Annotated in this window: 24 protein-coding genes; 23 read left to right on the top strand and 1 reads right to left on the bottom strand. The window is 70.6% G+C overall.

The genetic code is table 11. The features are described from left to right. Nucleotides 1–7: 7 nt before the first annotated feature. From OG429_RS08710 to nusB, 14 genes are all read left to right on the top strand, one after another. On the top strand, nucleotides 8–361 hold the full coding sequence (locus OG429_RS08710) for a DUF6167 family protein (protein ID WP_328924726.1): 354 nt from the start codon (nucleotides 8–10) through the stop codon (nucleotides 359–361). Continuing rightward, a complete protein-coding gene (gene alaS / locus OG429_RS08705) occupies nucleotides 361–3,030 on the top strand; it encodes an alanine--tRNA ligase (RefSeq protein ID WP_328924725.1) in 2,670 nt (889 codons plus the stop codon). The genes OG429_RS08710 and alaS overlap by 1 nt, the downstream gene beginning before the upstream one ends. Before the next feature lie 2 nt (nucleotides 3,031–3,032). Then, nucleotides 3,033–3,503, top strand: coding sequence for a Holliday junction resolvase RuvX (gene ruvX / locus OG429_RS08700; protein WP_030028999.1), 471 nt, complete (start codon nucleotides 3,033–3,035; stop codon nucleotides 3,501–3,503). Between the two features lie 78 nt (nucleotides 3,504–3,581). Beyond that, complete coding sequence (mltG, locus tag OG429_RS08695; RefSeq protein ID WP_328924724.1) at nucleotides 3,582–5,354, top strand: endolytic transglycosylase MltG; 1,773 nt, start codon at nucleotides 3,582–3,584, stop codon at nucleotides 5,352–5,354. A 6-nt stretch (nucleotides 5,355–5,360) separates the two neighbouring features. Beyond that, a complete protein-coding gene (locus OG429_RS08690; RefSeq protein ID WP_328924723.1) occupies nucleotides 5,361–6,185 on the top strand; it encodes a shikimate dehydrogenase in 825 nt (274 codons plus the stop codon). Between the two features lie 31 nt (nucleotides 6,186–6,216). Further along, nucleotides 6,217–6,408: a hypothetical protein gene (locus OG429_RS08685; protein ID WP_328924722.1), complete on the top strand. Its 192-nt coding sequence runs from the start codon at nucleotides 6,217–6,219 to the stop codon at nucleotides 6,406–6,408. A 132-nt stretch (nucleotides 6,409–6,540) separates the two neighbouring features. Then, nucleotides 6,541–7,725, top strand: coding sequence for a chorismate synthase (gene aroC, locus OG429_RS08680; protein ID WP_328924721.1), 1,185 nt, complete (start codon nucleotides 6,541–6,543; stop codon nucleotides 7,723–7,725). Next, the gene (locus tag OG429_RS08675) at nucleotides 7,722–8,240 is read left to right on the top strand and encodes a shikimate kinase (RefSeq protein ID WP_328924720.1); all 519 of its coding nucleotides are present in this window, start codon (nucleotides 7,722–7,724) and stop codon (nucleotides 8,238–8,240) included. The genes aroC and OG429_RS08675 overlap by 4 nt, the downstream gene beginning before the upstream one ends. After that, a complete protein-coding gene (aroB, locus tag OG429_RS08670; protein WP_328924719.1) occupies nucleotides 8,237–9,355 on the top strand; it encodes a 3-dehydroquinate synthase in 1,119 nt (372 codons plus the stop codon). The genes OG429_RS08675 and aroB overlap by 4 nt, the downstream gene beginning before the upstream one ends. Beyond that, nucleotides 9,352–9,792 carry a type II 3-dehydroquinate dehydratase gene (gene aroQ / locus OG429_RS08665; RefSeq protein ID WP_328924718.1) on the top strand — a complete coding sequence of 147 codons (441 nt, stop codon included), beginning with the start codon at nucleotides 9,352–9,354 and terminating at the stop codon, nucleotides 9,790–9,792. Before aroB ends, aroQ begins: the two co-directional genes overlap by 4 nt. Before the next feature lie 98 nt (nucleotides 9,793–9,890). Next, entirely contained in the window at nucleotides 9,891–10,640 is a 750-nt protein-coding gene (locus OG429_RS08660) for an AAA family ATPase (RefSeq protein WP_328924717.1), read from the top strand. 98 nt (nucleotides 10,641–10,738) lie between these two features. Further along, entirely contained in the window at nucleotides 10,739–11,845 is a 1,107-nt protein-coding gene (locus OG429_RS08655) for an aminopeptidase P family protein (RefSeq protein WP_328924716.1), read from the top strand. 59 nt (nucleotides 11,846–11,904) lie between these two features. Further along, complete coding sequence (gene efp, locus OG429_RS08650; protein WP_328924715.1) at nucleotides 11,905–12,471, top strand: elongation factor P; 567 nt, start codon at nucleotides 11,905–11,907, stop codon at nucleotides 12,469–12,471. A 3-nt stretch (nucleotides 12,472–12,474) separates the two neighbouring features. Then, a complete protein-coding gene (nusB, locus tag OG429_RS08645) occupies nucleotides 12,475–12,903 on the top strand; it encodes a transcription antitermination factor NusB (protein ID WP_328924714.1) in 429 nt (142 codons plus the stop codon). Nucleotides 12,904–13,065: 162 nt separating this feature from the next. Here the strand turns inward: nusB and bldD are convergent, their stop codons facing one another. Further along, nucleotides 13,066–13,566: a transcriptional regulator BldD gene (gene bldD / locus OG429_RS08640; RefSeq protein WP_007263032.1), complete on the bottom strand. Its 501-nt coding sequence runs from the start codon at nucleotides 13,564–13,566 to the stop codon at nucleotides 13,066–13,068. 287 nt (nucleotides 13,567–13,853) lie between these two features. Between bldD and pyrR the strand changes: the two genes are divergently transcribed. From pyrR to OG429_RS08595, 9 genes are all read left to right on the top strand, one after another. Next, complete coding sequence (gene pyrR / locus OG429_RS08635; RefSeq protein WP_328924713.1) at nucleotides 13,854–14,429, top strand: bifunctional pyr operon transcriptional regulator/uracil phosphoribosyltransferase PyrR; 576 nt, start codon at nucleotides 13,854–13,856, stop codon at nucleotides 14,427–14,429. 120 nt (nucleotides 14,430–14,549) lie between these two features. Further along, nucleotides 14,550–15,536, top strand: a complete 987-nt coding sequence (locus OG429_RS08630) for an aspartate carbamoyltransferase catalytic subunit (protein ID WP_328924712.1) — start codon at nucleotides 14,550–14,552, stop codon at nucleotides 15,534–15,536. 2 nt (nucleotides 15,537–15,538) lie between these two features. Then, nucleotides 15,539–16,825 carry a dihydroorotase gene (locus OG429_RS08625; RefSeq protein ID WP_328924711.1) on the top strand — a complete coding sequence of 429 codons (1,287 nt, stop codon included), beginning with the start codon at nucleotides 15,539–15,541 and terminating at the stop codon, nucleotides 16,823–16,825. Beyond that, entirely contained in the window at nucleotides 16,822–17,403 is a 582-nt protein-coding gene (locus tag OG429_RS08620) for a PH-like domain-containing protein (protein WP_328924710.1), read from the top strand. Before OG429_RS08625 ends, OG429_RS08620 begins: the two co-directional genes overlap by 4 nt. Next, nucleotides 17,400–18,542 carry a glutamine-hydrolyzing carbamoyl-phosphate synthase small subunit gene (gene carA, locus OG429_RS08615; protein ID WP_328924709.1) on the top strand — a complete coding sequence of 381 codons (1,143 nt, stop codon included), beginning with the start codon at nucleotides 17,400–17,402 and terminating at the stop codon, nucleotides 18,540–18,542. The genes OG429_RS08620 and carA overlap by 4 nt, the downstream gene beginning before the upstream one ends. Further along, nucleotides 18,535–21,843 carry a carbamoyl-phosphate synthase large subunit gene (gene carB / locus OG429_RS08610; protein WP_328924708.1) on the top strand — a complete coding sequence of 1,103 codons (3,309 nt, stop codon included), beginning with the start codon at nucleotides 18,535–18,537 and terminating at the stop codon, nucleotides 21,841–21,843. The genes carA and carB overlap by 8 nt, the downstream gene beginning before the upstream one ends. Before the next feature lie 79 nt (nucleotides 21,844–21,922). Beyond that, nucleotides 21,923–23,032, top strand: a complete 1,110-nt coding sequence (locus tag OG429_RS08605) for a quinone-dependent dihydroorotate dehydrogenase (protein ID WP_328924707.1) — start codon at nucleotides 21,923–21,925, stop codon at nucleotides 23,030–23,032. 2 nt (nucleotides 23,033–23,034) lie between these two features. Next, on the top strand, nucleotides 23,035–23,877 hold the full coding sequence (gene pyrF, locus OG429_RS08600) for an orotidine-5'-phosphate decarboxylase (protein WP_328930201.1): 843 nt from the start codon (nucleotides 23,035–23,037) through the stop codon (nucleotides 23,875–23,877). Nucleotides 23,878–24,214: 337 nt separating this feature from the next. Further along, entirely contained in the window at nucleotides 24,215–24,538 is a 324-nt protein-coding gene (locus tag OG429_RS08595) for an integration host factor (RefSeq protein ID WP_008740406.1), read from the top strand. Nucleotides 24,539–24,543: the final 5 nt, after the last annotated feature.

Here is a 24,543-nt window from a genome sequence, read left to right as displayed (position 1 = left end):
ACCGCCGATGTTCCGCCGAGCCTTCTGGTTCACCGCAGGCGCCGCCGCCGGCGTGTGGGCCACCACCAAGGTCAACCGCCAGCTGAAGAAGCTGACGCCGGAGAGCCTTGCCGCCCAGGCCGCCGACAAGGCGCTGGAGGCGGGCCACCGCCTCAAGGACTTCGCCCTCGACGTCAAGGCGGGAATGACGCAGCGCGAGGACGAGCTGAACGATGCACTGGGGCTGACCCAGGACGCCGACCGCCCGGCCCTGACCGGCAACGTCACCGCCCTCCCGGGGCAGCGGCGGCTGCGCGCCATCGACAATGACAAGACCAACCACCGACCGAAGCATTCGTACAACCGGAATGAGGACCACTGATGGAGTCGGCTGAAATCCGCCGCCGCTGGCTGAGCTTCTTCGAGGAGCGCGGTCACGCCGTTGTCCCTTCGGCGTCGCTCATCGCGGACGACCCGACTCTGCTGCTGGTCAACGCGGGCATGGTCCCCTTCAAGCCGTACTTCCTCGGCGAGACCAAGCCCCCGGCCCCCCGTGCCACCAGCGTGCAGAAGTGCGTCCGTACGCCGGACATCGAAGAGGTCGGCAAGACCACCCGCCACGGCACGTTCTTCCAGATGTGCGGCAACTTCTCCTTCGGCGACTACTTCAAGGAAGGCGCCATCAAGTACGCCTGGGAGCTGCTCACCAGCTCCGTGGCGGACGGCGGCTACGGCCTTGAGCCGGAGAAGCTCTGGATCACCGTCTACCTCGACGACGACGAGGCCGAGCAGATCTGGCGCGAGAAGATCGGCGTGCCCGCCGAGCGCATCCAGCGCCTGGGCAAGAAGGACAACTTCTGGTCCATGGGCGTCCCGGGCCCCTGCGGCCCGTGCTCCGAGATCAACTACGACCGCGGCCCCGAGTTCGGCGTCGAGGGCGGCCCGGCCGTCAACGACGAGCGCTACGTGGAGATCTGGAACCTGGTCTTCATGCAGTACGAGCGCGGAGCCGGCGACGGGAAGGAAGACTTCCCGATCCTCGGCGACCTGCCGTCGAAGAACATCGACACCGGTCTGGGTCTCGAGCGTCTCGCCATGATCCTGCAGGGCGTGCAGAACATGTACGAGACCGACACCCTGCGCGTGGTCATGGACAAGGCCACCGAGCTGACCGGCGTGCGGTACGGCGCGGCCAAGGACACCGACGTGTCCATGCGCGTGGTCGCCGACCACATCCGCACCTCCGTCATGCTCATCGGCGACGGCGTCACCCCCGGCAACGAGGGCCGCGGCTACGTGCTGCGCCGCATCATGCGCCGCGCCATCCGCAACATGCGCCTCATGGGCGCCACCGGTCCGGTCGTCCAGGACCTCGTGGACGTCGTGATCGACACGATGGGCCAGCAGTACCCGGAGCTCGTCACCGACCGCAAGCGCATCGAGACCGTCGCGCTCGCCGAAGAGGCCGCCTTCCTGAAGGCCGTCAAGGGCGGCACGAACATCCTCGACACCGCCGTGACCGAGACCAAGGCCGCCGGCGGCACGGTCCTCTCCGGCGACAAGGCGTTCCTGCTCCACGACACCTGGGGCTTCCCGATCGACCTCACCCTGGAGATGGCCGCCGAACAGGGCCTCTCCGTGGACGAGCCCGGCTTCCGCCGCCTGATGCAGGAGCAGCGCGACCGGGCCAAGGCCGACGCCAAGGCCAAGAAGACCGGCCACGCGGACATGTCGGCCTACCGGGAGATCGCCGACAACGCCGGCGGCACCGAGTTCACCGGCTACGCCACCAACCAGGGCGAGTCCACCATCGTCGGCCTCCTGGTCAACGGCGTCTCCGCGCCCGCCGCCTCCGAGGGCGACGACGTCGAGGTCGTCCTCGACCGCACCCCGTTCTACGCCGAGGGCGGCGGCCAGCTCGCCGACCAGGGCCGCATCAAGCTCGACTCCGGCGCCGTCATCGTCGTCCGCGACGTGCAGCAGCCGGTCCCGGGCGTCTCCGTGCACAAGGGCTCCGTCCAGGTCGGCGAGGTGACGGTGGGCGCCTCCGCGTACGCCGCCATCGACGTCAACCGCCGCCGGGCCATCGCCCGTGCCCACTCGGCCACGCACCTGACCCACCAGGCGCTGCGCGACGCGCTGGGCCCGACGGCCGCCCAGGCCGGCTCCGAGAACTCGCCCGGCCGCTTCCGCTTCGACTTCGGTTCGCCGAACGCCGTCCCCGGCTCGGTCCTCACCGACGTCGAGCAGAAGATCAACGACGTGCTCTCCCGCGAACTCGACGTGACCGCCGAGATCATGAGCATCGACGAGGCGAAGAAGCAGGGCGCCATCGCCGAGTTCGGCGAGAAGTACGGCGAGCGCGTGCGCGTCGTCACCATCGGCGACTTCTCCAAGGAGCTGTGCGGCGGCACGCACGTCGGCAACACCGCCCAGCTGGGTCTGGTGAAGCTGCTCGGCGAGTCCTCCATCGGCTCCGGCGTGCGCCGCGTCGAGGCCCTCGTCGGCGTGGACGCGTACAACTTCCTCGCCAAGGAGCACACGGTCGTCGCCCAGCTCCAGGATCTGGTCAAGGGCCGTCCGGAGGAGCTGCCGGAGAAGATCGCCTCCATGCTCGGCAAGCTGAAGGACGCCGAGAAGGAGATCGAGAAGTTCCGCGCGGAGAAGGTCCTCCAGGCCGCCGCCGGGCTCGCCGAGAACGCCCAGGACATCCGCGGCGTCGCCCTCGTCGTGGGGACGGTGCCGGACGGCACCGGCGCCGACGACCTGCGCAAGCTGGTCCTCGACGTCCGCGGCCGCATCCAGGGCGACCGTCCGGCCGTCGTGGCCCTGTTCACCACGGCGGGCGGGCGCCCGCTGACGGTCATCGCCACCAACGAGGCCGCCCGCGAGCGCGGTCTCAAGGCGGGCGACCTGGTCCGTACGGCCGCCAAGACCCTCGGTGGCGGCGGTGGCGGCAAGCCGGACGTCGCCCAGGGCGGCGGCCAGAACCCGGCCGCCATCCCCGAGGCCATCGCCGCGGTCGAGCGCCTCGTCGTCGAGACGGTCTGACCATGACTCTGCGCCGCGGCCGCCGCCTCGCGATCGACGTCGGGGACGCCCGGATCGGGGTCGCCTCGTGCGACCCCGACGGGGTCCTGGCCACACCGGTGGAAACCGTTCCGGGCCGGGACATCCCCTTCGCCCACCGGCGGCTGCGGCAGCTCGTCGAGGAGTACGAGCCCCTCGAAGTCGTGGTCGGCCTGCCCCGCTCGCTCAGCGGGCGGGAGGGGCCGGCCGCGGCCAAGGTGCGCGCCTTCGCGAACGAACTGGCCAAGGGCATCAAGCCGGTGACGGTCCGTCTGGTCGATGAGCGGATGACGACGGTCACCGCGGCGCAGGGTCTGCGGGCCTCCGGAAGGAACGCCAAGAAGGGCCGTTCGGTGATCGACCAGGCAGCTGCGGTGGTGATCCTCCAGAACGCTCTTGAGACCGAACGGGTATCGGGTAATCCTCCCGGCGAGTGCGTCGAAGTGGTTGTCTGATCGCGATACGGTAACGTTCCGCGCGATGAGACGGCATTCGAACAGCCGTCGCCTTCGTCTCGCGGCACTAGGGGACCGATGACTGAGTATGGCCGGGGCCACGGCTCCGAACCGTGGCACCCTGAGGATCCCCTGTACGGGGACCAGGGGTGGACCGGGCACCAGACCCAGCAGGGCCAGGCGCCGTATGGCAACGATCCGCAAGCGCAGTACCAGCAGAACCCACAGCAGTACCAGCAGAATCCGCAGCAGTACCCGCAGGATCCGCAGTACCAGCAGCAGTACCCCCAGCAGGCCCAGAACCAGCAGCAGTACGCGCAGCAGCAGCCGCAGCAGTACCCGCAGCCGCAGTCACCGCAGTATCAGCAGCCGCAGCAGGGCCAGGGGCAGTACCCGCAGTACCAGGGGCAGCAGCAGTCCTACGCGCCCCAGGCGCCCCAGCAGCCGGTGTACGACTCCCAGGTCTGGGACACCGGCCAGGGCCAGTACTTGTCCGCCGCGCAGGTCGACGCCTACGCGGGCGTCGACCCGTACGCCCAACAGCCCGCGGCCGGCTACCCCGACGGTGCCCCTGACGCGTACGCGACGCCGGAAGCCTTCCCTCCGCCGCAGCCCCCGGGCCGGCGCCACCTGGAGCCGGAACCGGCCGAGGAGCCGGAGGAGGAGCCCGAGAGCGGTTTCTTCGCCGGCGGTGGAGGCCAGGACGGCGACGACGACGGCGACGATCCGTCGGGCAAGGGCCGCAAGAAGGGCGGCAAGCCCAAGAAGCGCAGCGGCATGGCCTGCCTGATTGCCGCGGTCGTCATCATCGGCGTGGTCGGCGGTGGCGGCTACTACGGCTACACGTACCTCAAGGCGAGGTTCGGCGCCGCCGAGGACTTCGCGGGCGAGGGCGTCGACGAGATGGTCGACGTGGAGATCCCCAAGGGCGCGGGCCTGGGACAGATGGGCCGCATCCTCAAGGACGCCGGCGTGGTCGCCAGCGCCCAGGCCTTCGTCGACGCCGCGGGAGCCAATCCCAAGGGCAAGGCCATCCAGCCCGGTGTCTACCCGATGAAGAAGAAGATGTCGGGTGCCGCCGCCGTCGCGCTGATGATCGACCCCAGCAAGCTGAACGTCATCACCGTCACCGAGGGCATGCGCAACGCCAGGGTGTACGAGGCGATCGACAAGAAGCTGGGCAAGCCGGAGGGCACCACCAAGGACATCGCCCAGCGCGAGGCGAAGAACCTCGGACTGCCGGCCTGGGCGGGCAACAACCCGAAGCTCATCGACCCGCTCGAAGGCTTCCTGTACCCGACGCGCTACGACCTCAGCAAGGACAGCACCCCCGAGTCCCTGCTCAAGCAGATGGTCAAGAACGCGAGCGACAAGTACTCGGAGATGGGCGTCGAGGGCAAGGCCAAGGAACTGGGCCTGGAGAACCCGCTCCAGGTGGTGACGGTCGCCAGTCTCGTCAACGCCGAGGGCAAGAGCCACGACGACTTCCGGAAGATGTCCGAGGTCGTCTACAACCGCCTGAAGAAGACGAACGACGTCACGAACCAGAAGCTCGAGTTCGACTCGACGTACAACTACATCAAGGGCAAGAGCGACATCAACTTCTCCATCAAGGAGGCGAGGGCGCTCGACAACCCGTACAACACGCACTTCGTCAAGGGCCTGCCTCCCGGCCCGATCGGGAACCCGGGCGCGGACGCCCTGAGCGCTACGCTCAACCCCGATCACGGCGGCTGGATGTTCTTCGTCTCGGTGGACGGCGACAAGACGACCTTCACCCAGACCTACGAGGAGCACCTGAAGCTCGTCGACGAGTTCCAGGCGCGGCAGAAGCAGAAGAACGGCGGGTAGCAGGACATGTCACGGATACGGGCCGCGGTGCTGGGTTCGCCCATCGAGCACTCCCTCTCGCCGGTGCTGCACCGTGCCGCCTACCAGGAGCTCGGCCTCGACGACTGGTCGTACGACCGCTTCGAGATCGACGAGGCCGCGCTCCCGGAGTTCGTCACCGGCCTCGGCCCCGAGTGGGCCGGGCTGTCGCTGACCATGCCGCTGAAGCGGGCGATCATCCCGCTGCTCGACGCGATCAGCGACACGGCCGCCTCGGTCGAGACGGTGAACACGGTCGTCTTCACCCGGGACGGCCGGCGCCTCGGTGACAACACCGACATCCCGGGCATGGTCGCCGCGCTGCACGAGCGCGGCATCGAGAAGGTGCCGTCCGCCGCCGTCCTCGGCGCCGGCGCCACCGCCTCCTCGGCGCTCGCGGCCCTCTCCCGGATCTGCACCGGTGAGGTCACGGTGTACGTCCGCTCGCGCGCCCGCGCCGACGAGATGCGGCAGTGGGGCGAGCGGCTCGGCGTCCCCGTCCGCACCGCCGACTGGTCCGAGGCGGCCGAGGGTCTGGCCGCGCCACTGGTGATCGCGACCACCCCGGCCGGTACGACCGACGCCCTGGCGGCGTCCGTACCGGCCGGGGCGGGCACCCTCTTCGACGTCCTCTACGACCCCTGGCCGACCGCGCTGGCCGCGGCCTGGTCACGGCAGGGCGGCCACGTCGTCGGCGGACTCGACCTCCTCGTCCACCAGGCCGTGCTCCAGGTCGAGCTGATGACGGGCCGGACCCCGGGTCCGCTCGCCGCCATGAGGGCCGCCGGAGAGCTGGCGCTCGCCGCCCGTTAGGCTTTCCACCTGCGTATTCACAGGGGGCGGCATGGACGGGAACAGCACGGACCTGGTACTCGCGTCGAAGTGGGATCTTCCCTTCGTCGTCTTCAGCATGGTCAGGGTGGCGTTCGGCACCCTGCCCCTGTGGGCCAAGGCGCTCATCCTCGGACTCTTCGGTTCCGTCGTCCTCTGGTACGGGATCACCTGGCAGCGCGAGCGCGGCCGGCGGGCCCGCTGACGCCTCAGGCGTCCGATAGCTGGACCGGGGCCCGATAAACCCCTCCGGACGTGGGAGGATCGGGTGAGGCGGGTCCGGGCCGCGCACCCGATCGCGCCGTCGCTGTACCAGGCGCGAGCATGAGGAGCATCGTTGAGCAGGTTGCGTTGGCTGACCGCAGGAGAGTCGCACGGACCGGCACTGGTCGCGACGCTGGAGGGTCTTCCCGCCGGCGTCCCGGTCACCACCGAGCTGGTGGCCGATCACCTGGCCCGGCGCCGGCTCGGCTATGGCCGCGGTGCCCGGATGAAGTTCGAGCAGGACGAGATCACCTTCCTCGGCGGCGTCCGTCACGGCCTGTCCCAGGGCTCCCCGATCGCAGTCATGATCGGCAACACCGAGTGGCCCAAGTGGGAGACCGTCATGTCGGCCGACCCGGTCGACCCCTCGCTGCTCAAGGACACCGGCCGCAACGCGCCGCTGACCCGTCCGCGCCCCGGCCACGCCGACCTCGCGGGCATGCAGAAGTACGGCTTCGACGAGGCCCGGCCGATCCTGGAGCGCGCCAGCGCCCGTGAGACCGCCGCCCGCGTCGCCCTCGGCGCCGTCGCCCGTTCCTTCATCAAGGAGGTCGCGGGCATCGAGATCGTCTCTCACGTGGTGGAACTGGCCGCGGCCAAGGCCCCGTACGGCGTCTACCCGACCCCCGCCGACGTCGACAAGCTCGACGCCGACCCGGTGCGCTGCCTCGACGCCGACGCGAGCAAGGCGATGGTCGCCGAGATCGACCAGGCCCACAAGGACGGCGACACCCTCGGCGGCGTCGTCGAGGTGCTGGCGTACGGAGTCCCCGTCGGCCTCGGCTCGCACGTCCACTGGGACCGCCGTCTCGACGCCCGCCTCGCCGCGGCCCTGATGGGCATCCAGGCCATCAAGGGCGTCGAGGTCGGCGACGGCTTCGAACTCGCCCGCGTGCCCGGCTCGAAGGCGCACGACGAGATCGTCTCCACCCCCGAGGGCATCAAGCGCACCTCCGGCCGCTCCGGCGGCACCGAGGGCGGTCTGACCACCGGCGAGCTGCTGCGCGTACGGGCCGCCATGAAGCCCATCGCCACCGTGCCCCGCGCGCTGGCGACCGTGGACGTGGCGACCGGTGAGGCGACGGTGGCCCACCACCAGCGCTCCGACGTGTGCGCCGTGCCGGCCGCCGGCATCGTCGCCGAGGCCATGGTCGCCCTCGTCCTGGCCGACGCGGTCGTCGAGAAGTTCGGCGGGGACTCCGTCCCGGAGACCCGCCGCAACGTCCGCTCGTACCTCGACAACCTGCAGATCCGGTGACGGCCGGACCACTGGTCGTCCTCGTCGGCCCCATGGGGTCCGGCAAGTCCACGGTGGGGGCGCTGCTCGCCGAGCGCCTCGGCGTCCCCTACCGGGACACCGACGCGGACATCGCCCTGGCCCAGGGCCGGGAGATCTCCGACATCTTCGTCGACGAGGGCGAGCCGTACTTCCGCGCGCTGGAGCGGCAGGCGGTCGCGGCCGCCGTCGCCGAGCACGCGGGCGTCCTCGCCCTCGGCGGCGGCGCCGTCCTCGACGAAGGCACCCGCGAGCTGCTGGCCGGCCTGCCCGTGGCCTATCTGTCGATGGACGTCGAGGAAGCCGTACGGCGCGTGGGCCTCGGCGCCGCGCGCCCGCTGCTCGCCGTCAACCCGCGCCGGCAGTGGCGCGAGCTGATGGACGCCCGGCGCCCCCTGTACACCGAAGTCGCGCGCGTCGTGGTGGCCACCGACGACCGCACCCCCGAAGAGGTCGCCCAGGCGGTCCTCGACGCTCTGGAGTTGAAGGACGTATGACAGACCAGGTGACGCGGATCCACGTCGGCGCGTGGGGGCCCCTCCCAGCGGTAGCTGGGGGAGCCGGACACGACGCGTACGACGTGCTGGTCGGCCGGCAGCTGCTTGGCGAACTCGGCACCCTGATCGGTACGAAGGCCCAGCGGGTCGCCGTGATCCACCCGGAGGCGCTGGCCTCGACCGGTGAGGCGCTGCGCGACGACCTGGCCGAGCAGGGCTACGAGGCGATCGCCATCCAGGTGCCGAACGCCGAGGAGGCCAAGACCATCGAGGTGGCGGCGTACTGCTGGAAGGCCCTCGGGCAGTCCGGCTTCACCCGCACCGACGCCATCGTCGGCGTCGGCGGCGGAGCCACCACCGACCTCGCGGGCTTCGTCGCGGCCTCCTGGCTGCGCGGCGTGCGCTGGGTCGCCGTACCGACCACCGTCCTCGCGATGGTCGACGCGGCCGTCGGCGGCAAGACCGGCATCAACACCGCCGAGGGCAAGAACCTCGTCGGCGCCTTCCACCCGCCGGCCGGTGTGCTCTGCGACCTGGCCGCCCTGGACTCGCTGCCCGTCAACGACTACGTCAGCGGTCTCGCCGAGATCATCAAGGCCGGATTCATCTCCGACCCGAAGATCCTCGACCTGATCGAGGCGGACCCGCAGGCGGCCCGTACGCCCGCCGGCCCGCACACGGCCGAGCTGATCGTGCGTTCCATCCAGGTCAAGGCCGACGTGGTCTCCAGCGACCTCAAGGAGTCCGGTCTCCGCGAGATCCTCAACTACGGCCACACCCTCGCGCACGCCATCGAGAAGAACGAGCGCTACAAGTGGCGCCACGGCGCCGCCGTGTCCGTCGGCATGGTCTTCGCCGCCGAACTCGGCCGGCTCGCGGGCCGCCTCGACGACGCGACGGCCGACCGGCACCGGGAGATCCTGGCCGCGGTCGGGCTGCCGCTGACCTACCGCGGCGACCAGTGGCCCAAGCTGCTCCAGACCATGCAGGTCGACAAGAAGTCCCGCGGCAACCTGCTGCGCTTCATCGTCCTGGACGGGCTGGGCAAGCCGACCGTCCTGGAGGGCCCCGACCCGGCGCACCTGATCGCCGCCTACGGCGAGGTGTCGGCGTGAGCCGCCGCGTCCTCGTGCTGAACGGCCCGAACCTGGGGCGGCTCGGTTCGCGCGAGCCCGACGTGTACGGGGCCACCTCGTACGCGGGGCTGGTGGAGAGCTGCCGCACGCTGGGGGAGGAGCTCGGCTTCGACGTCGAGGTCCGCGAGACCAACGACGAGGGGCAGCTGGTGCGCTGGCTGCACGAGGCGGCCGACGGCAAGATCCCCGTGGTCATCAACCCGGGGGCCTTCACGCACTACTCGTACGCCATGCGGGACGCGGCCGCCCAGCGCACCGCGCCGCTGATCGAGGTGCACATCTCGAACCCGTACGCACGCGAGGAGTTCCGGCACACCTCGGTCATCGCGTCCGTGGCGACCGGGACGGTGGCGGGCTTCGGCATCGGGTCGTACCGGCTGGCGCTGCGCGCGCTCGCTGACGAGGTCGGCGACTGAGGCTCCGGCCGGACCGGGCCGGACTGGTGGACGATTCGGGCCCCGGGGTCATATAACGTTCTCGCATCAGTCGCCGGAACGAGACGGAGTGGCACCGGATGCAGCACGGAGTGGGAGGCGGGAGCGCCGGCTGGGGGCAGCCGGGACCGCACCCGGCGGCGCCCCCGCAACCGCCGATACCCCCGGCGCAGGGCTGGCCGGGTTCGCCCCCCGCCCACTCACAGCCCCCGCTCCCGCCGCCGGTGGCGCCCGTCCCGGAGCCCACCGGGCACATCCCGCTGCCGCCCGCAGTGGCGGGCACGGGCGGGGCCACCCTGGCGGTGCTGCTGATCGGCCCGGCCGGCGCGGGGAAGACCACCGTGGCCCGGCACTGGGCGAGCACCCGGCCCGTGCCGACCGCGCACATCAGCCTGGACGACGTCCGGGAGTGGGTGTGCTCGGGCTTCGCGGACCCGCAGGCGGGCTGGAACGAGCACTCCGAGGCCCAGTACCGCCTGGCCCGCCGGACATGCGGGTTCGCCGCCCGCAACTACCTGGCGAACGGGATCTCCTGCATCCTCGACGACGCCGTCTTCCCGGACCGGCCGGTGGTCGGGCTGGGCGGCTGGAAGCGCCACGTGGGCCCCGCGCTGCTGCCCGTGGTGCTGCTGCCCGGTCTGGAGATCGTCCTGGAGCGCAACGCGGCCCGCTCCGGCAACCGCCGCCTCTCCGACGAGGAGGTCGCGCGGATCCACGGCCGCATGGCGGGCTGGTACGGCTCCGGCCTGCCGATCATCGACAACTCGCACCTCGACGTCGAGGGGACGGCGCGCGCCCTCGACGAGACGCTGGCGCGCGCGCTGACCTAGGCGCTGGGCCCTCGCGCCCGGCCCCCACGCCCCTCGACGGCGCACGTCCGGACGCGCTCATCAGGCCGGATGCGCGATGCGCTCGTACGCTCGAAGACATGTCAGACGTGTACGCCGCCCGCCGGGGCACGCTCCGCGACCGCTGCGCCGCCGCGGGGAACGCCGCCGCACTGATCACGTGTCCGGCGAACGTCCGCTACCTGTCCGGAGCCTCCCCGCTGGGCGCCGTACTGCTCGTCGGGCCCACCGAGGACGTGCTGTTCTGCGGCGCCGCGCCCACCGGCGAGGCCGACGAGGGCCGTCTCGACGAGCGGCTGCGGGTCTCCGTGCTGTCGGGCCCCGGCGGGGATCCGGCCGTCGCGGCGGGCGACATGGCCGCCGCCACGCGCGCCGACTCGCTCGCGGTCGAGGAGCACCACCTCACGGTGGCCCGGCACCGCGCCCTGCAGTCCGTCGCGCCCCGGCTGCGCCTCGCGGACCTCGGCACCGCGGTGGAGCAGCAGCGCCTCGTCAAGGACGAGGAGGAGATCGCCTGCCTGCGGATCGCCGCCGAGATCGCCGACCAGGCGCTGGGCGAACTGCTGGAGTCCATCCTCGTCGGGCGCACCGAACGCCACCTCGCCCTGGAGCTGGAGCGGCGCCTGGTCGACCACGGGGCGGACGGGCCCGCCTTCCCGACCTCCGTCGGCACCGGCCCGCACTCCGGCCGCTCCCGGCACCGGCCCTCCGACCGCCGGGTGGAGGAGGGGGACTTCCTCACCGTCTGCCTCGGCGCCAACTACCGCGGCTACCGGTGCGAGATCGGCCGTACGTTCGTGATCGGCACCACCCCGGCGGACTGGCAGATCGAGCTGTACGACCTGGTCTTCGCCGCCCAGCGGGCCGGGCGCGAGGCCCTGGTGCCGGGGGCCGCGTACCGTGATGTGGATCATGCGGCACGGTCCGTACTGGACTCCGCGGGCCATGGGGAAGCCCTCGCTCCGTCGACCGGACACGGCGTGGGTCTCGAAATCGACGAGGACCCGCAGCTTGCACCTACGGCAATGGGTAAACTGGACGCTTGCGTGCCGGTCACCGTCGAACCGGGGGTTCACCTCCCGGGCCGGGGAGGTGTCCGGATCGATGACACGCTCGTCGTGCGCCCCGAGGCGGACGGCGGTCCCGAGCTACTCACCATTACGACCAAGGAGCTGCTCGCGCTCTAGCCCGCTCCGCCGGGTTGTGCGCGCACCCGTGGTCTTCCAGTGCAGGAGATTCCGCAACCGTGGCTTCCACGAACGACCTCAAGAACGGCATGGTGCTCAAGCTCGACGGTGGCCAGCTCTGGTCCGTCGTCGAGTTCCAGCACGTCAAGCCCGGCAAGGGCCCGGCCTTCGTGCGCACCAAGCTCAAGCACGTGCTCTCCGGCAAGGTCGTGGACAAGACCTTCAACGCCGGCACGAAGGTCGAGACGGCCACGATCGACCGGCGCGACATGCAGTTCTCGTACATGGACGGCGAGTACTTCGTCTTCATGGACATGACCACCTACGACCAGCTGATGGTCGACAAGAAGGCTGTCGGCGACGCCGCCAACTTCCTGATCGAGGGCTTCACCGCCTCCGTGGCGCAGCACGACGGCGAAGTCCTCTACGTCGAGCTCCCGGCCGCGGTCGAGCTCAAGATCGAGCACACCGACCCGGGCGTCCAGGGCGACCGCTCCACCGGTGGCACCAAGCCCGCCACGCTGGAGACCGGCCACGAGATCCAGGTCCCGCTCTTCGTCAACACCGGCGAGACGGTCAAGGTCGACACCCGCACCAGCGACTACCTCGGCCGGAAGAGCAACTAACCCGTGGCTGCTCGGAGCAATGCGCGCAAGCGCGCCTTCCAGATCCTCTTCGAGGCCGACCAGCGCGGCGTGCCCGTGCGCGAGGTCCTCGCGGACTGGATCCGCCACGCGCGGTCGGACGACCGGCAGCCGCCGGTCAGCGCCTTCACGATGGATCTCGTCGAGGGTTACGCCGACAAGGTGAACCGCATCGACGACCTGATCGTCACCTACGCCGTGGACTGGGACCTCGACCGGATGCCGGTCGTGGACCGGAACATCCTGCGGCTCGGTGCCTACGAGCTGATCTGGGTGGACGACACCCCTGACGCCGTCGCCATCGACGAGGCCGTCCAGCTGGCGAAGGAGTTCTCGACGGACGAGTCCCCCTCGTTCGTCAACGGGCTGCTGGCCCGCTTCAAGGAACTGAAGCCGAACCTCCGCCGCGACTGACGTCCGGGGGTTCGACTGAGCGGAGGGGCCGCAGCGCATGCGCTGCGGCCCTCCGCTCGTGTCCGGCCACTGCGGCCGGACACAAAAACGGCGGATGCCGGGAGACCTCTCGGGTCTCCCGGCACCCACCGGTAACGTTTCTGCTGGTCCAGGGACCGGGGACTAGATGTCCTCGTGCGCCACGGCGCGCCGGGCATCCGCGTCCAGCACGCCCCAGCTGATCAGCTGCTCGGTCAGGACGGAAGGGGACTGGTCGTAGATGACGGCCAGGGTGCGCAGGTCGTCCTGGCGGATCGACAGCACCTTGCCGTTGTAGTCGCCACGCTGGCTCTGGATCGTCGCCGCGTAGCGCTGGAGCGGGCCGGCCTTCTCGGCGGGCACGCCGGCCAGGCGCTCCAGGTCGAGGCGCAGCTTCGGCGGCGGCTCGGCGGCTCCGCCGGGAGTCGTCCCCGGCAGCAGTTCCTGCACCGGAACCCCGTAGAAGTCCGCCAGCTCGGCGAGGCGCTGGACGGTCACGGCGCGGTCCCCGCGCTCGTACGAACCGACCACTACGGCCTTCCACCGGCCCTGGGACTTCTCCTCGACACCATGGAGGGAAAGGCCCTGCTGGGTGCGGATGGCGCGGAGCTTGGCCCCGAGCTGTTTGGCGTATTCGCTGGACATAACGCTCCCGGACGCTGTGACGCTGTGACGACATGGACGCTGTGACGACATGGACCACGTGCGGCTCCGCCGCGGCTGGTAACTCACTGTGAGGTTACGCAGCGTTACTTGGATGCGTCAAGCCGAATGGTGATCACAGCCGTCTCCAGGGCTGCCCCAGCAGCCCCGTGAGAGGCCCCGCGCATCAGCCCGGTGACGGGTCACCGCCCGCCTCCTGGTACCGTGGGAGGCGTACATCAGACGTCCTTTAAGGTCCGTCCCGTGAGGCGGAGAAGGAGGTCCTTTTCATGGACACCCAGCAGATGAGCGATTCCACGCGCCCCGTGCTCGAAGCGCAGGACATCGCGCGGGTCCTCACCCGCATCGCCCACGAGATCGTCGAACGAGCCAAGGGCGCCGACGACGTGGTGCTCCTCGGCATCCCCACCCGCGGTGTGTACCTCGCCCGCCGGCTGGCCGCCAAGCTCGAAGAGATCACCGGCACGAAGATCCCGGTCGGCTCCCTCGACATCACCATGTACCGCGACGACCTGCGCATGAAGCCGGCCCGCGCGATCGGCCGTACCGAGATCCCCGGCGACGACATCGACGGCCGTCTCGTCGTCCTCGTCGACGACGTGCTCTTCTCCGGCCGCACCATCCGCGCCGCCCTCGACGCGCTCGGCGACCTCGGCCGCCCCCGCGCCGTACAGCTCGCCGTCCTCGTCGACCGCGGCCACCGCGAACTGCCGATCCGCGCCGACTACGTCGGCAAGAACCTCCCCACGTCGCTGCGGGAGACCGTCAAGGTCCAGCTCCAGGAGGAGGACGGCCGTGACGCCGTGCTGCTCGGCCAGCGGACCGCCCAGGCAGCCGGGCAGTAGTCCGTACGACTGACCGGGCCCCGAGGGGTCCGCGCCGCAGCCTGCCCTGCCCCGCCCCGCACCCCCCCCGCCAGTCAGCACGCCTGCCTGCCTGCCCTTCCGACCTACGGAGCCATCCAGATGAAGCGCCACCTCATCTCGGCCGCCGATCTCACGCGCGACGACGCCGTCCTGATCCTCGACACCGCCGAGGAGATGGCCCGCGTCGCGGACCGGCCGATAAAGAAGCTGCCCACCCTGCGCGGCCTCACCGTCGTCAACCTCTTCTTCGAGGACTCGACCCGCACCCGGATCTCCTTCGAGGCGGCCGCCAAGCGGCTCTCCGCCGACGTCATCAACTTCTCCGCCAAGGGCTCCTCGGTTTCCAAGGGCGAATCCCTGAAGGACACCGCGCTGACCCTGGAGGCCATGGGCGCCGACGCGGTCGTCATCCGCCACCACGCCTCCGGCGCCCCCTACCGGCTCGCGACCTCCGGCTGGATCGACTCCGCCGTGGTCAACGCCGGAGACGGCACCCACGAGCACCCCACCCAGGCCCTGCTGGACGCCTTCACCATGCGCCGCCGCCTCGTCGGCCGCGACGCCGGTCTCGGCAAGGACCTGAACGGCCGCCGGATCACCATCGTCGGCGACGTCCTGCACAGCCGCGTCGCCCGCTCCAACGTCCAGCTGCTCCACACCCTCGGCGCCGAGGTCACCGTCGTGGCCCCGCCCACGCTGGTCCCGATCGGCGTCGAGAGCTGGCCGTGCGAGGTCTCGTACAACCTCGACGAGGTGCTGCCGAAGTCCGATGCGGTGATGATGCTGCGTGTGCAGCGCGAACGCATGAACGCCGCCTTCTTCCCGACCGAGCGTGAGTACTCCCGCCGGTACGGGCTCGACGGCGACCGCATGGCGAAGATGCCCGAGCACGCCATCGTGATGCACCCCGGCCCGATGAACCGCGGCATGGAGATCACCGCCGAGGTCGCCGACTCCGACCGCTGCACGGCCGTCGAGCAGGTCGCCAACGGCGTGTCCACCCGGATGGCCGTCCTGTACCTGCTGCTGGGCGGATCCGAGCCCGCCGTCACCACCACCGCCGCCCGCACCGAGGAGAACAAGTAATCATGAGCAAGATCCTTATTCGTGGGGCGAAGGTACTCGGCGGCGAGGCGCAGGACGTCCTGATCGACGGCGAGACCATCGCCGAGGTGGGTACCGGTCTCGAAGCCGCGGACGCCCAGGTGATCGATGCCGCGGGCCAGGTCCTCCTGCCCGGCCTCGTCGACCTGCACACCCACCTGCGCGAGCCCGGCCGCGAGGACTCCGAGACCGTCCTCACCGGCACCCGCGCCGCCGCCTCCGGCGGCTACACCGCCGTCTTCGCCATGGCGAACACCTTCCCGGTCGCCGACACCGCCGGCGTCGTCGAGCAGGTCTGGCGCCTGGGCAAGGAGTCCGGCTACTGCGACGTGCAGCCCATCGGCGCCGTCACCGTCGGCCTGGAGGGCAAGCAGCTCTCCGAGCTGGGCGCCATGCACGACTCCGCCGCCCGCGTCACCGTCTTCTCCGACGACGGCAAGTGCGTCGACGACGCCGTGATCATGCGCCGCGCCCTGGAGTACGTGAAGGCCTTCGGCGGCGTCGTCGCCCAGCACGCCCAGGAGCCCCGCCTCACCGAGGGCGCCCAGATGAACGAGGGCGTCGTCTCCGCCGAGCTGGGTCTGGGCGGCTGGCCGGCGGTCGCCGAGGAGTCGATCATCGCCCGCGACGTCCTCCTCGCCGAGCACGTCGGCTCCCGCGTGCACATCTGCCACCTCTCCACGGCCGGCTCCGTCGAGATCGTCCGCTGGGCCAAGGCCCGCGGCATCGACGTCACCGCAGAGGTCACCCCGCACCACCTGCTCCTCACCGAGGAGCTCGTCCGCTCGTACAACGCGGTCTACAAGGTGAACCCGCCGCTGCGCACCGAGCGCGACGTCATGGCCCTGCGCGAGGCGCTCGCCGACGGCACGATCGACATCGTCGCCACCGACCACGCCCCGCACCCGCACGAGGACAAGGACTGCGAGTGGGCCGCCGCCGCCATGGGCATGGTGGGTCTGGAGACCGCACTCTCCGTCGTCCAGCAGACGATGGTGGAGACCGGGCTGCTCGACTGGGCGGGCGTCGCGGAGCGGATGTCCTTCGCCCCCGCGCGGATCGGCAGCCTGGAGAACCACGGCCGCCCCGTCTCGGCAGGTGAACCCGCGAACCTGACCTTGGTCGATACCTCGTACCGTGGTGTCGTGGACCCCGCACACTTCGCCTCCCGCAGCCGCAACACGCCTTACGAGGGCCGTGAGCTGCCGGGTCGCGTCACTCACACCTTCCTGCGGGGCCGGGCAACGGTCGTGGACGGGACGCTGGCGTGACACCTGCAGTAATCCAACTGGCCGCCGAGGCCGCCGAACGTCAGTCGGCGGAGGTGACCAGCTTCGGCGCACGCATGGCGTGGGTCGTCGGCCTGGTCGTCTTCATCGCGTTCGTGTACTGGCTGATGCGGCAAGGCTGGAAATGGCGCGGCGCTCTGCAGAACGATCTGCCGGAGCTGCCCGCCGCGCCCGACGGTCTCCCCGAGCACCGGCTGGCCCTGACCGGCCGGTACCACGGGTCCACCACCGCCGGGCAGTGGCTCGACCGGATCGTCGCCCACGGTCTGGGCGTCCGCAGCCGGGTCGAGCTCACGCTCACCGACGCGGGCCTCGACGTGGTCCGTCCGGGTGCCACCGATTTCTTCGTACCGGCCGCGCAGCTGCGCGGCGCCCGCCTCGACAAGGGAATCGCGGGCAAGGTACTCACCGAGGGCGGTCTGCTCGTCGTCACATGGGCGCACGGCGACAAGCTGATCGACTCCGGATTCCGCTCCGACCGCGCGGCCGAACACGCCGCCTGGGTCGAAGCCGTCAATCTCATGAACCAATCCATCACGACGGAAGGCGCCGAACGATGACGACCTCCACCAGGGGAGCAGCCAAAACTCCCGCCGTACTCGTCCTGGAGGACGGTCGGATCTTCCGCGGCCGCGCCTACGGCGCCCACGGGGAGACCTTCGGTGAGGCCGTGTTCTCCACCGGCATGACCGGCTACCAGGAGACCCTCACCGACCCCTCGTACCACCGCCAGGTCGTCGTGATGACCGCCCCGCACGTGGGCAACACCGGCGTCAACGACGAGGACCCCGAGTCCTCCCGCATCTGGGTGTCCGGTTACGTCGTACGCGACCCCGCCCGCGTCCCGTCCAACTGGCGCTCCCGGCGCTCGCTGGACGAGGAGCTGGTCGCGCAGGGCGTCGTCGGGATCTCCGGCGTCGACACCCGCGCCCTGACCCGCCACCTGCGCGAGCGCGGCGCCATGCGCGTCGGCATCTTCTCCGGCAACGCGATCGCCGACGACGGCATGCTGCTCGCCAAGGTGCGCCAGGCGCCCGAGATGACCGGCGCCAACCTGTCCGCGGAGGTCGCCACCAAGGAGGCGTACGTCGTCCCCGCGATCGGTGAGAAGAAGTTCACCGTGGCCGCCGTGGACCTCGGCATCAAGGGCATGACCCCGCACCGGATGGCCGAGCGCGGCATCGAGGTGCACGTGCTGCCCGCCACCGCCACCGTCGAGGACGTCTACGCGGTGCAGCCGGACGGCGTCTTCTTCTCGAACGGCCCGGGTGACCCGGCCACCGCCGACGGCCCCGTCGCCGTCATGCAGGCCGTACTGGAGCGCAAGACCCCGCTCTTCGGCATCTGCTTCGGCAACCAGATCCTCGGCCGTGCGCTCGGCTTCGGCACCTACAAGCTGAAGTACGGCCACCGCGGCATCAACCAGCCGGTCCAGGACCGCACCACCGGCAAGGTCGAGGTCACCGCGCACAACCACGGCTTCGCCGTCGACGCGCCCCTCGACAAGGTCTCCGAGACCCCCTACGGCCGCGCAGAGGTCTCCCACGTCTGCCTGAACGACCAGGTCGTCGAAGGCCTCCAGCTGCTCGACCAGCCGGCCTTCTCCGTCCAGTACCACCCCGAGGCGGCCGCGGGCCCGCACGACGCCGCGTACCTCTTCGACCGCTTCGTATCCCTGATGGAGGCCGAGCGTGCCTAAGCGCACCGATATCCAGTCCGTCCTGGTCATCGGCTCCGGCCCGATCGTCATCGGCCAGGCCGCCGAGTTCGACTACTCCGGCACCCAGGCCTGCCGCGTCCTCAAGGCCGAGGGCCTGCGGGTCATCCTGGTGAACTCCAACCCCGCGACGATCATGACCGACCCGGAGATCGCCGACGCCACGTACGTCGAGCCGATCACCCCCGAGTTCGTCGAGAAGATCATCGCGAAGGAGCGCCCCGACGCGCTGCTCCCGACCCTCGGCGGCCAGACCGCGCTGAACACCGCCATCTCCATGCACGAGCAGGGTGTGCTGGAGAAGTACGGTGTCGAGCTCATCGGCGCCAACGTCGAGGCCATCAACAAGGGCGAGGACCGCGACCTCTTCAAGGGCGTCGTCGAGGCCGTCAAGGCCAAGATCGGCTACGGCGAGTCCGCCCGCTCGGTCATCTGCCACACCATGGACGACGTCATCGCGGGCGTCGAGACGCTCGGCGGCTACCCCGTCGTCGTCCGCCCCTCCTTCACCATGGGCGGCGCCGGCTCCGGCTTCGCCCACGACGAGGAGGAGCTGCGCCGCATCGCCGGCCAGGGCCTGATGCTCTCTCCGACCACCGAGGTGCTCCTGGAGGAGTCCATCCTCGGCTGGAAGGAGTACGAGCTGGAGCTGATGCGCGACACCAAGGACAACGTCGTCGTCGTCTGTTCCATCGAGAATTTCGACCCGATGGGCGTCCACACCGGTGACTCGATCACCGTCGCCCCGGCGATGACGCTCACCGACCGCGAGTACCAGCGGCTGCGCGACATCGGCATCGCGATCATCCGCGAGGTCGGGGTCGACACCGGCGGCTGCAACATCCAGTTCGCGATCGACCCGGTCGACGGCCGCGTCATCGTCATCGAGATGAACCCGCGCGTCTCGCGCTCCTCGGCGCTCGCGTCGAAGGCCACCGGCTTCCCGATCGCCAAGATCGCCGCCAAGCTGGCCATCGGCTACACGCTCGACGAGGTCCCCAACGACATCACCGAGAAGACCCCGGCCTCCTTCGAGCCGACCCTCGACTACGTCGTCGTCAAGGCCCCGCGCTTCGCCTTCGAGAAGTTCCCGCTCGCCGACTCCACCCTCACCACCACCATGAAGTCGGTGGGCGAGGCCATGGCCATCGGCCGCAACTTCACCGAGGCCCTCCAGAAGGCCCTGCGCTCGCTGGAGAAGAAGGGCTCGCAGTTCACCTTCGTCGGCGAGCCCGGTGACAAGGCCGAGCTGCTGGCCACCGCGGTCCGCCCGACCGACGGCCGCATCAACACCGTCATGCAGGCCATCCGCGCCGGCGCCACCCAGGAAGAGGTCTTCGAGTCCACGAAGATCGACCCCTGGTTCGTCGACCAGCTCTTCCTCATCAAGGAGATCGCGGACGACCTGGCCGCCGCCGACAAGCTCCACCCCGAGCTCCTCGCGGAGGCCAAGCGCCACGGCTTCTCCGACGCCCAGATCGCCGAGATCCGCGGCCTGCGCGAGGACGTCGTCCGCGAGGTCCGGCACGCGCTGGGTGTCCGCCCGGTCTACAAGACGGTCGACACCTGCGCCGCCGAGTTCGCCGCGAAGACCCCGTACTTCTACTCCTCGTACGACGAGGAGAGCGAGGTCGCCCCGCGTGAGAAGCCCGCGGTCATCATCCTGGGCTCCGGCCCGAACCGCATCGGCCAGGGCATCGAGTTCGACTACTCCTGCGTCCACGCCTCCTTCGCCCTCAGCGACGCCGGCTACGAGACCGTGATGGTCAACTGCAACCCGGAGACCGTCTCCACCGACTACGACACCTCCGACCGCCTGTACTTCGAGCCGCTGACGCTCGAAGACGTGCTGGAGATCGTCCACGCCGAGTCGCTGGCCGGCCCCATCGCGGGCGTCATCGTCCAGCTCGGCGGCCAGACCCCCCTCGGTCTCGCCCAGGCGCTCAAGGACAACGGCGTACCCGTCGTAGGCACCTCGCCCGAGGCCATCCACGCCGCCGAGGACCGCGGCGCCTTCGGCCAGGTCCTCGCCGACGCGGGCCTGCCCGCCCCCAAGCACGGCACCGCCACCACCTTCACGGGTGCGAAGGCCATCGCCGACGAGATCGGCTACCCGGTCCTCGTCCGCCCGTCCTACGTGCTCGGCGGCCGCGGCATGGAGATCGTCTACGACGAGGCCCGGCTGGAGGCGTACATCGCCGAGTCCACCGAGATCTCCCCGACCCGCCCCGTGCTGGTCGACCGGTTCCTCGACGACGCGATCGAGATCGACGTCGACGCCCTCTACGACGGCACCGAGCTCTACCTCGGCGGCGTCATGGAGCACATCGAGGAAGCCGGCATCCACTCCGGCGACTCGGCCTGCGCCCTGCCCCCGATCACCCTCGGCGGCTTCGACATCAAGCGCCTGCGCGCCTCCACCGAGGCCATCGCCAAGGGCGTCGGCGTCCGCGGCCTGATCAACATCCAGTTCGCGATGGCGGGTGACATCCTCTACGTCCTGGAGGCCAACCCGCGCGCCTCCCGGACCGTCCCCTTCACCTCGAAGGCGACCGCCGTCCCGCTCGCCAAGGCCGCCGCCCGCATCTCGCTCGGCACCACCATCGCCGAGCTCCGCGCCGAAGGCCTGCTCCCGAAGACCGGCGACGGCGGCACCCTGCCGATCGACGCGCCGATCTCCGTCAAGGAGGCCGTCATGCCGTGGTCGCGCTTCCGCGACATCCACGGCCGCGGCGTGGACACCGTCCTCGGCCCGGAGATGCGTTCCACCGGCGAGGTCATGGGCATCGACGCCGTCTTCGGCACCGCCTACGCCAAGTCCCAGGCCGGCGCCTACGGCCCGCTGCCCACCAAGGGCCGCGCCTTCATCTCCGTCGCCAACCGCGACAAGCGCTCGATGATCTTCCCGGCGCGCGAGCTCGTCGCCCACGGCTTCGAGCTGATGGCCACCTCCGGCACCGCCGAGGTGCTGCGCCGCAACGGCATCAACGCCACCGTGGTGCGCAAGCTCAGCGAGGGCGAGGGCCCGAACGGCGAGAAGACCATCGTCCAGCTGATCCACGACGGCCAGGTCGACCTGATCGTCAACACCCCGTACGGCACCGGCGGCCGCCTCGACGGCTACGAGATCCGCACGGCGGCCGTGGCGCGCAGCGTCCCGTGCCTGACCACGGTCCAGGCGCTCGCCGCGGCCGTCCAGGGCATCGAGGCGCTCGGCCACGGCGACGTGGGCGTCCGCTCCCTCCAGGAGCACGCGGAGCACCTGACCGCGGCCCGCGACTAGCAGCCCGTACGAGGAAGGGGGACACCGGTTTCACAACGGGTGTCCCCCTTCCCATGACCGGACGGAGGAACCTCCCCCGATGTACAAGCTCTTCTTCAACCTGGTCTTCAAGCGGATGGACCCGGAACAGGCCCACTACATGGCCTTCCGCTGGATCCGCCTCGCCGCCCGCACCCCGGGCTTGCGCACCTTCGCCGCCGCCTGGCTCGCCCCGCGCCACGCCTCCCTGCGCACCGAGGCGCTCGGCCTGCGCATGCACGGCCCCTTCGGCCTCGCGGCCGGCTTCGACAAGAACGCCGTCGCCATCGACGGCATGTCGATGCTCGGCTTCGACCACGTCGAGATCGGCACGGTCACCGCCCAGGCGCAGCCCGGCAACCCGAAGAAGCGGCTGTTCCGGCTGGTGCCGGACCGCGCGCTGATCAACCGCATGGGCTTCAACAACGAGGGCTCGGAGGCCGTCGCCGCGCGGCTGGCGGCCCGCAACCCGGTCTTCAAGACGGTCGTCGGCGTCAACATCGGCAAGACCAAGGTCGTGCCCGAGGAGGAGGCGGTGGGCGACTACGTGGCCTCGACCGAGCGCCTCGCCCGCCACGCCGACTACCTCGTCGTCAACGTCTCCTCGCCGAACACGCCGGGCCTGCGCAACCTCCAGGCGACGGAGTCGCTGCGCCCGCTGCTGTCGGCTGTACGGGAGGCCGCCGACCGGGTGGTCACCGACCGCCGGGTCCCGCTGCTGGTCAAGATCGCCCCGGACCTGGCCGACGAGGACGTCGACGCGGTCGCGGACCTGGCCCTGGAACTGGGCCTGGACGGCATCATCGCGACCAACACGACCATCGCGCGCGACGGCCTCGGCCTGAAGTCCGCACCGTCCCTGGTGAAGGAGACCGGCGGACTGTCGGGCGCGCCGGTCAAGGAGCGCTCCCTGGAGGTCCTGCGGCGCCTGTACGCCCGTGTGGGGGACCGGCTGGTCCTCGTCGGCGTCGGGGGCATCGAGAACGCCGAGGACGCCTGGCAGCGGATCCTGGCCGGTGCCACGCTGATCCAGGGCTACAGCGCCTTCATCTACGAGGGTCCCTTCTACGCCCGCGCCATCCACAAGGGCCTGGCCGCGCGCCTGGCCAACAGCCCGTACGCGACGCTGGCCGAAGCGGTGGGCGCCGAGAACCGAAAGGCCGCGCAGTGACCGTGACCCCCGTGACCCCGTTCGGTACCCGCCTCCGCGCGGCGATGGACTCCCGCGGCCCGCTGTGCGTGGGCATCGACCCGCACGCGGCCCTGCTGGCCTCCTGGGGCCTGAACGACGACATCGCGGGCCTGGAGCGGTTCTCGCGCACCGTGGTGGAGGCGCTGGCCGACCAGGTGGCGGTCTTCAAGCCGCAGGCGGCCTTCTTCGAGCGGTTCGGCTCGCGCGGCATCGCGGTGCTGGAGCGGAGCGTGGCCGACGCACGGGCGGCGGGCACCCTCGTGGTGATGGACGCGAAGCGGGGCGACATCGGCTCGACGATGGCGGCGTACGCGGAGACCTTCCTCTCGCCGTCCTCGCCGCTCTTCTCGGACGCCCTCACCGTCTCCCCGTACCTCGGCTACGGGTCCCTGCGCCCGGCGGTGGACCTGGCACGCGAGTCCGGGGCCGGTCTCTTCGTCCTCGCGCTGACCTCGAACCCGGAGGGCGCGGAGGTCCAGCGGGCGCTGCGCGAGGACGGCCGGACGATCGGCGCGACGATGCTGGCGCACCTCGCGGCGGAGAACGAGGGCGCGGCACCGATGGGCTCCTTCGGAGCCGTGGTCGGCGCCACGCTGGGCGATCTGTCCTCCTTCGACCTGGACATCAACGGCCCGCTGCTGGCCCCCGGCATCGGCGCGCAGGGCGCGACGGCCGCGGACCTGCCGGCGGTGTTCGGGAAGGCCGTGCGCAACGTCGTGCCGAACGTGTCGCGGGGCGTGCTGAAGAACGGTCCGGACGTGGCGGCCCTGAGGGCCTCGGCGCGGCAGTTCGCGGACGAGATCCGCGAGGCCGTCTCCGCCTGATCCCGCCGCCCGGTCCGTCCGTGTGCGGGCCTCCCGCACACGGATTCGGTCCGCTCACGGGTGTCGCCGGACGGCGAGATCGCACGGCCTGACGAAATTCGAACGTCTTTCACCGGACAAAACAGGGGCATTTTGTCCGTGATGTACGGTTCGGCGGAGGCTGACCAGGACTTTTCGTCCGTTCTCGCTGACTGGAGCGGTCTTGGCCGCTAGTCTCCGAGCAGAGTGAACGTGCAGCGAACGAGTTTTATCGCTGTTCGGGAGCTCGCCTGGTGGGGTGCCTGCGGGTTCTCCACCGGTCCGTATCCGACAGTTCGACATCCGAGGTGACGTAGGCGTGGCTCTTCCGCCCCTTACCCCTGAACAGCGCGCAGCCGCGCTCGAAAAGGCCGCCGCGGCTCGCCGGGAGCGGGCCGAGGTGAAGAATCGACTCAAGCACTCCGGCGCCTCGCTCCAAGAGGTCATCAAGACGGGCCAGGAGAACGACGTCATCGGCAAGATGAAGGTCTCCGCCCTGCTGGAGTCCCTGCCTGGCGTGGGCAAGGTGCGCGCCAAGCAGATCATGGAGCGCCTCGGCATCTCCGAGTCCCGGCGTGTCCGAGGTCTCGGTTCCAACCAGATCGCTTCTCTGGAGCGTGAGTTCGGCACTCCTGCCGGCTGACGCGT

This window comes from Streptomyces sp. NBC_00190, from assembly GCF_036203305.1.
GTDB lineage: Bacteria > Actinomycetota > Actinomycetes > Streptomycetales > Streptomycetaceae > Streptomyces.
This window is presented reverse-complemented; position numbering and strand designations above follow the sequence as displayed.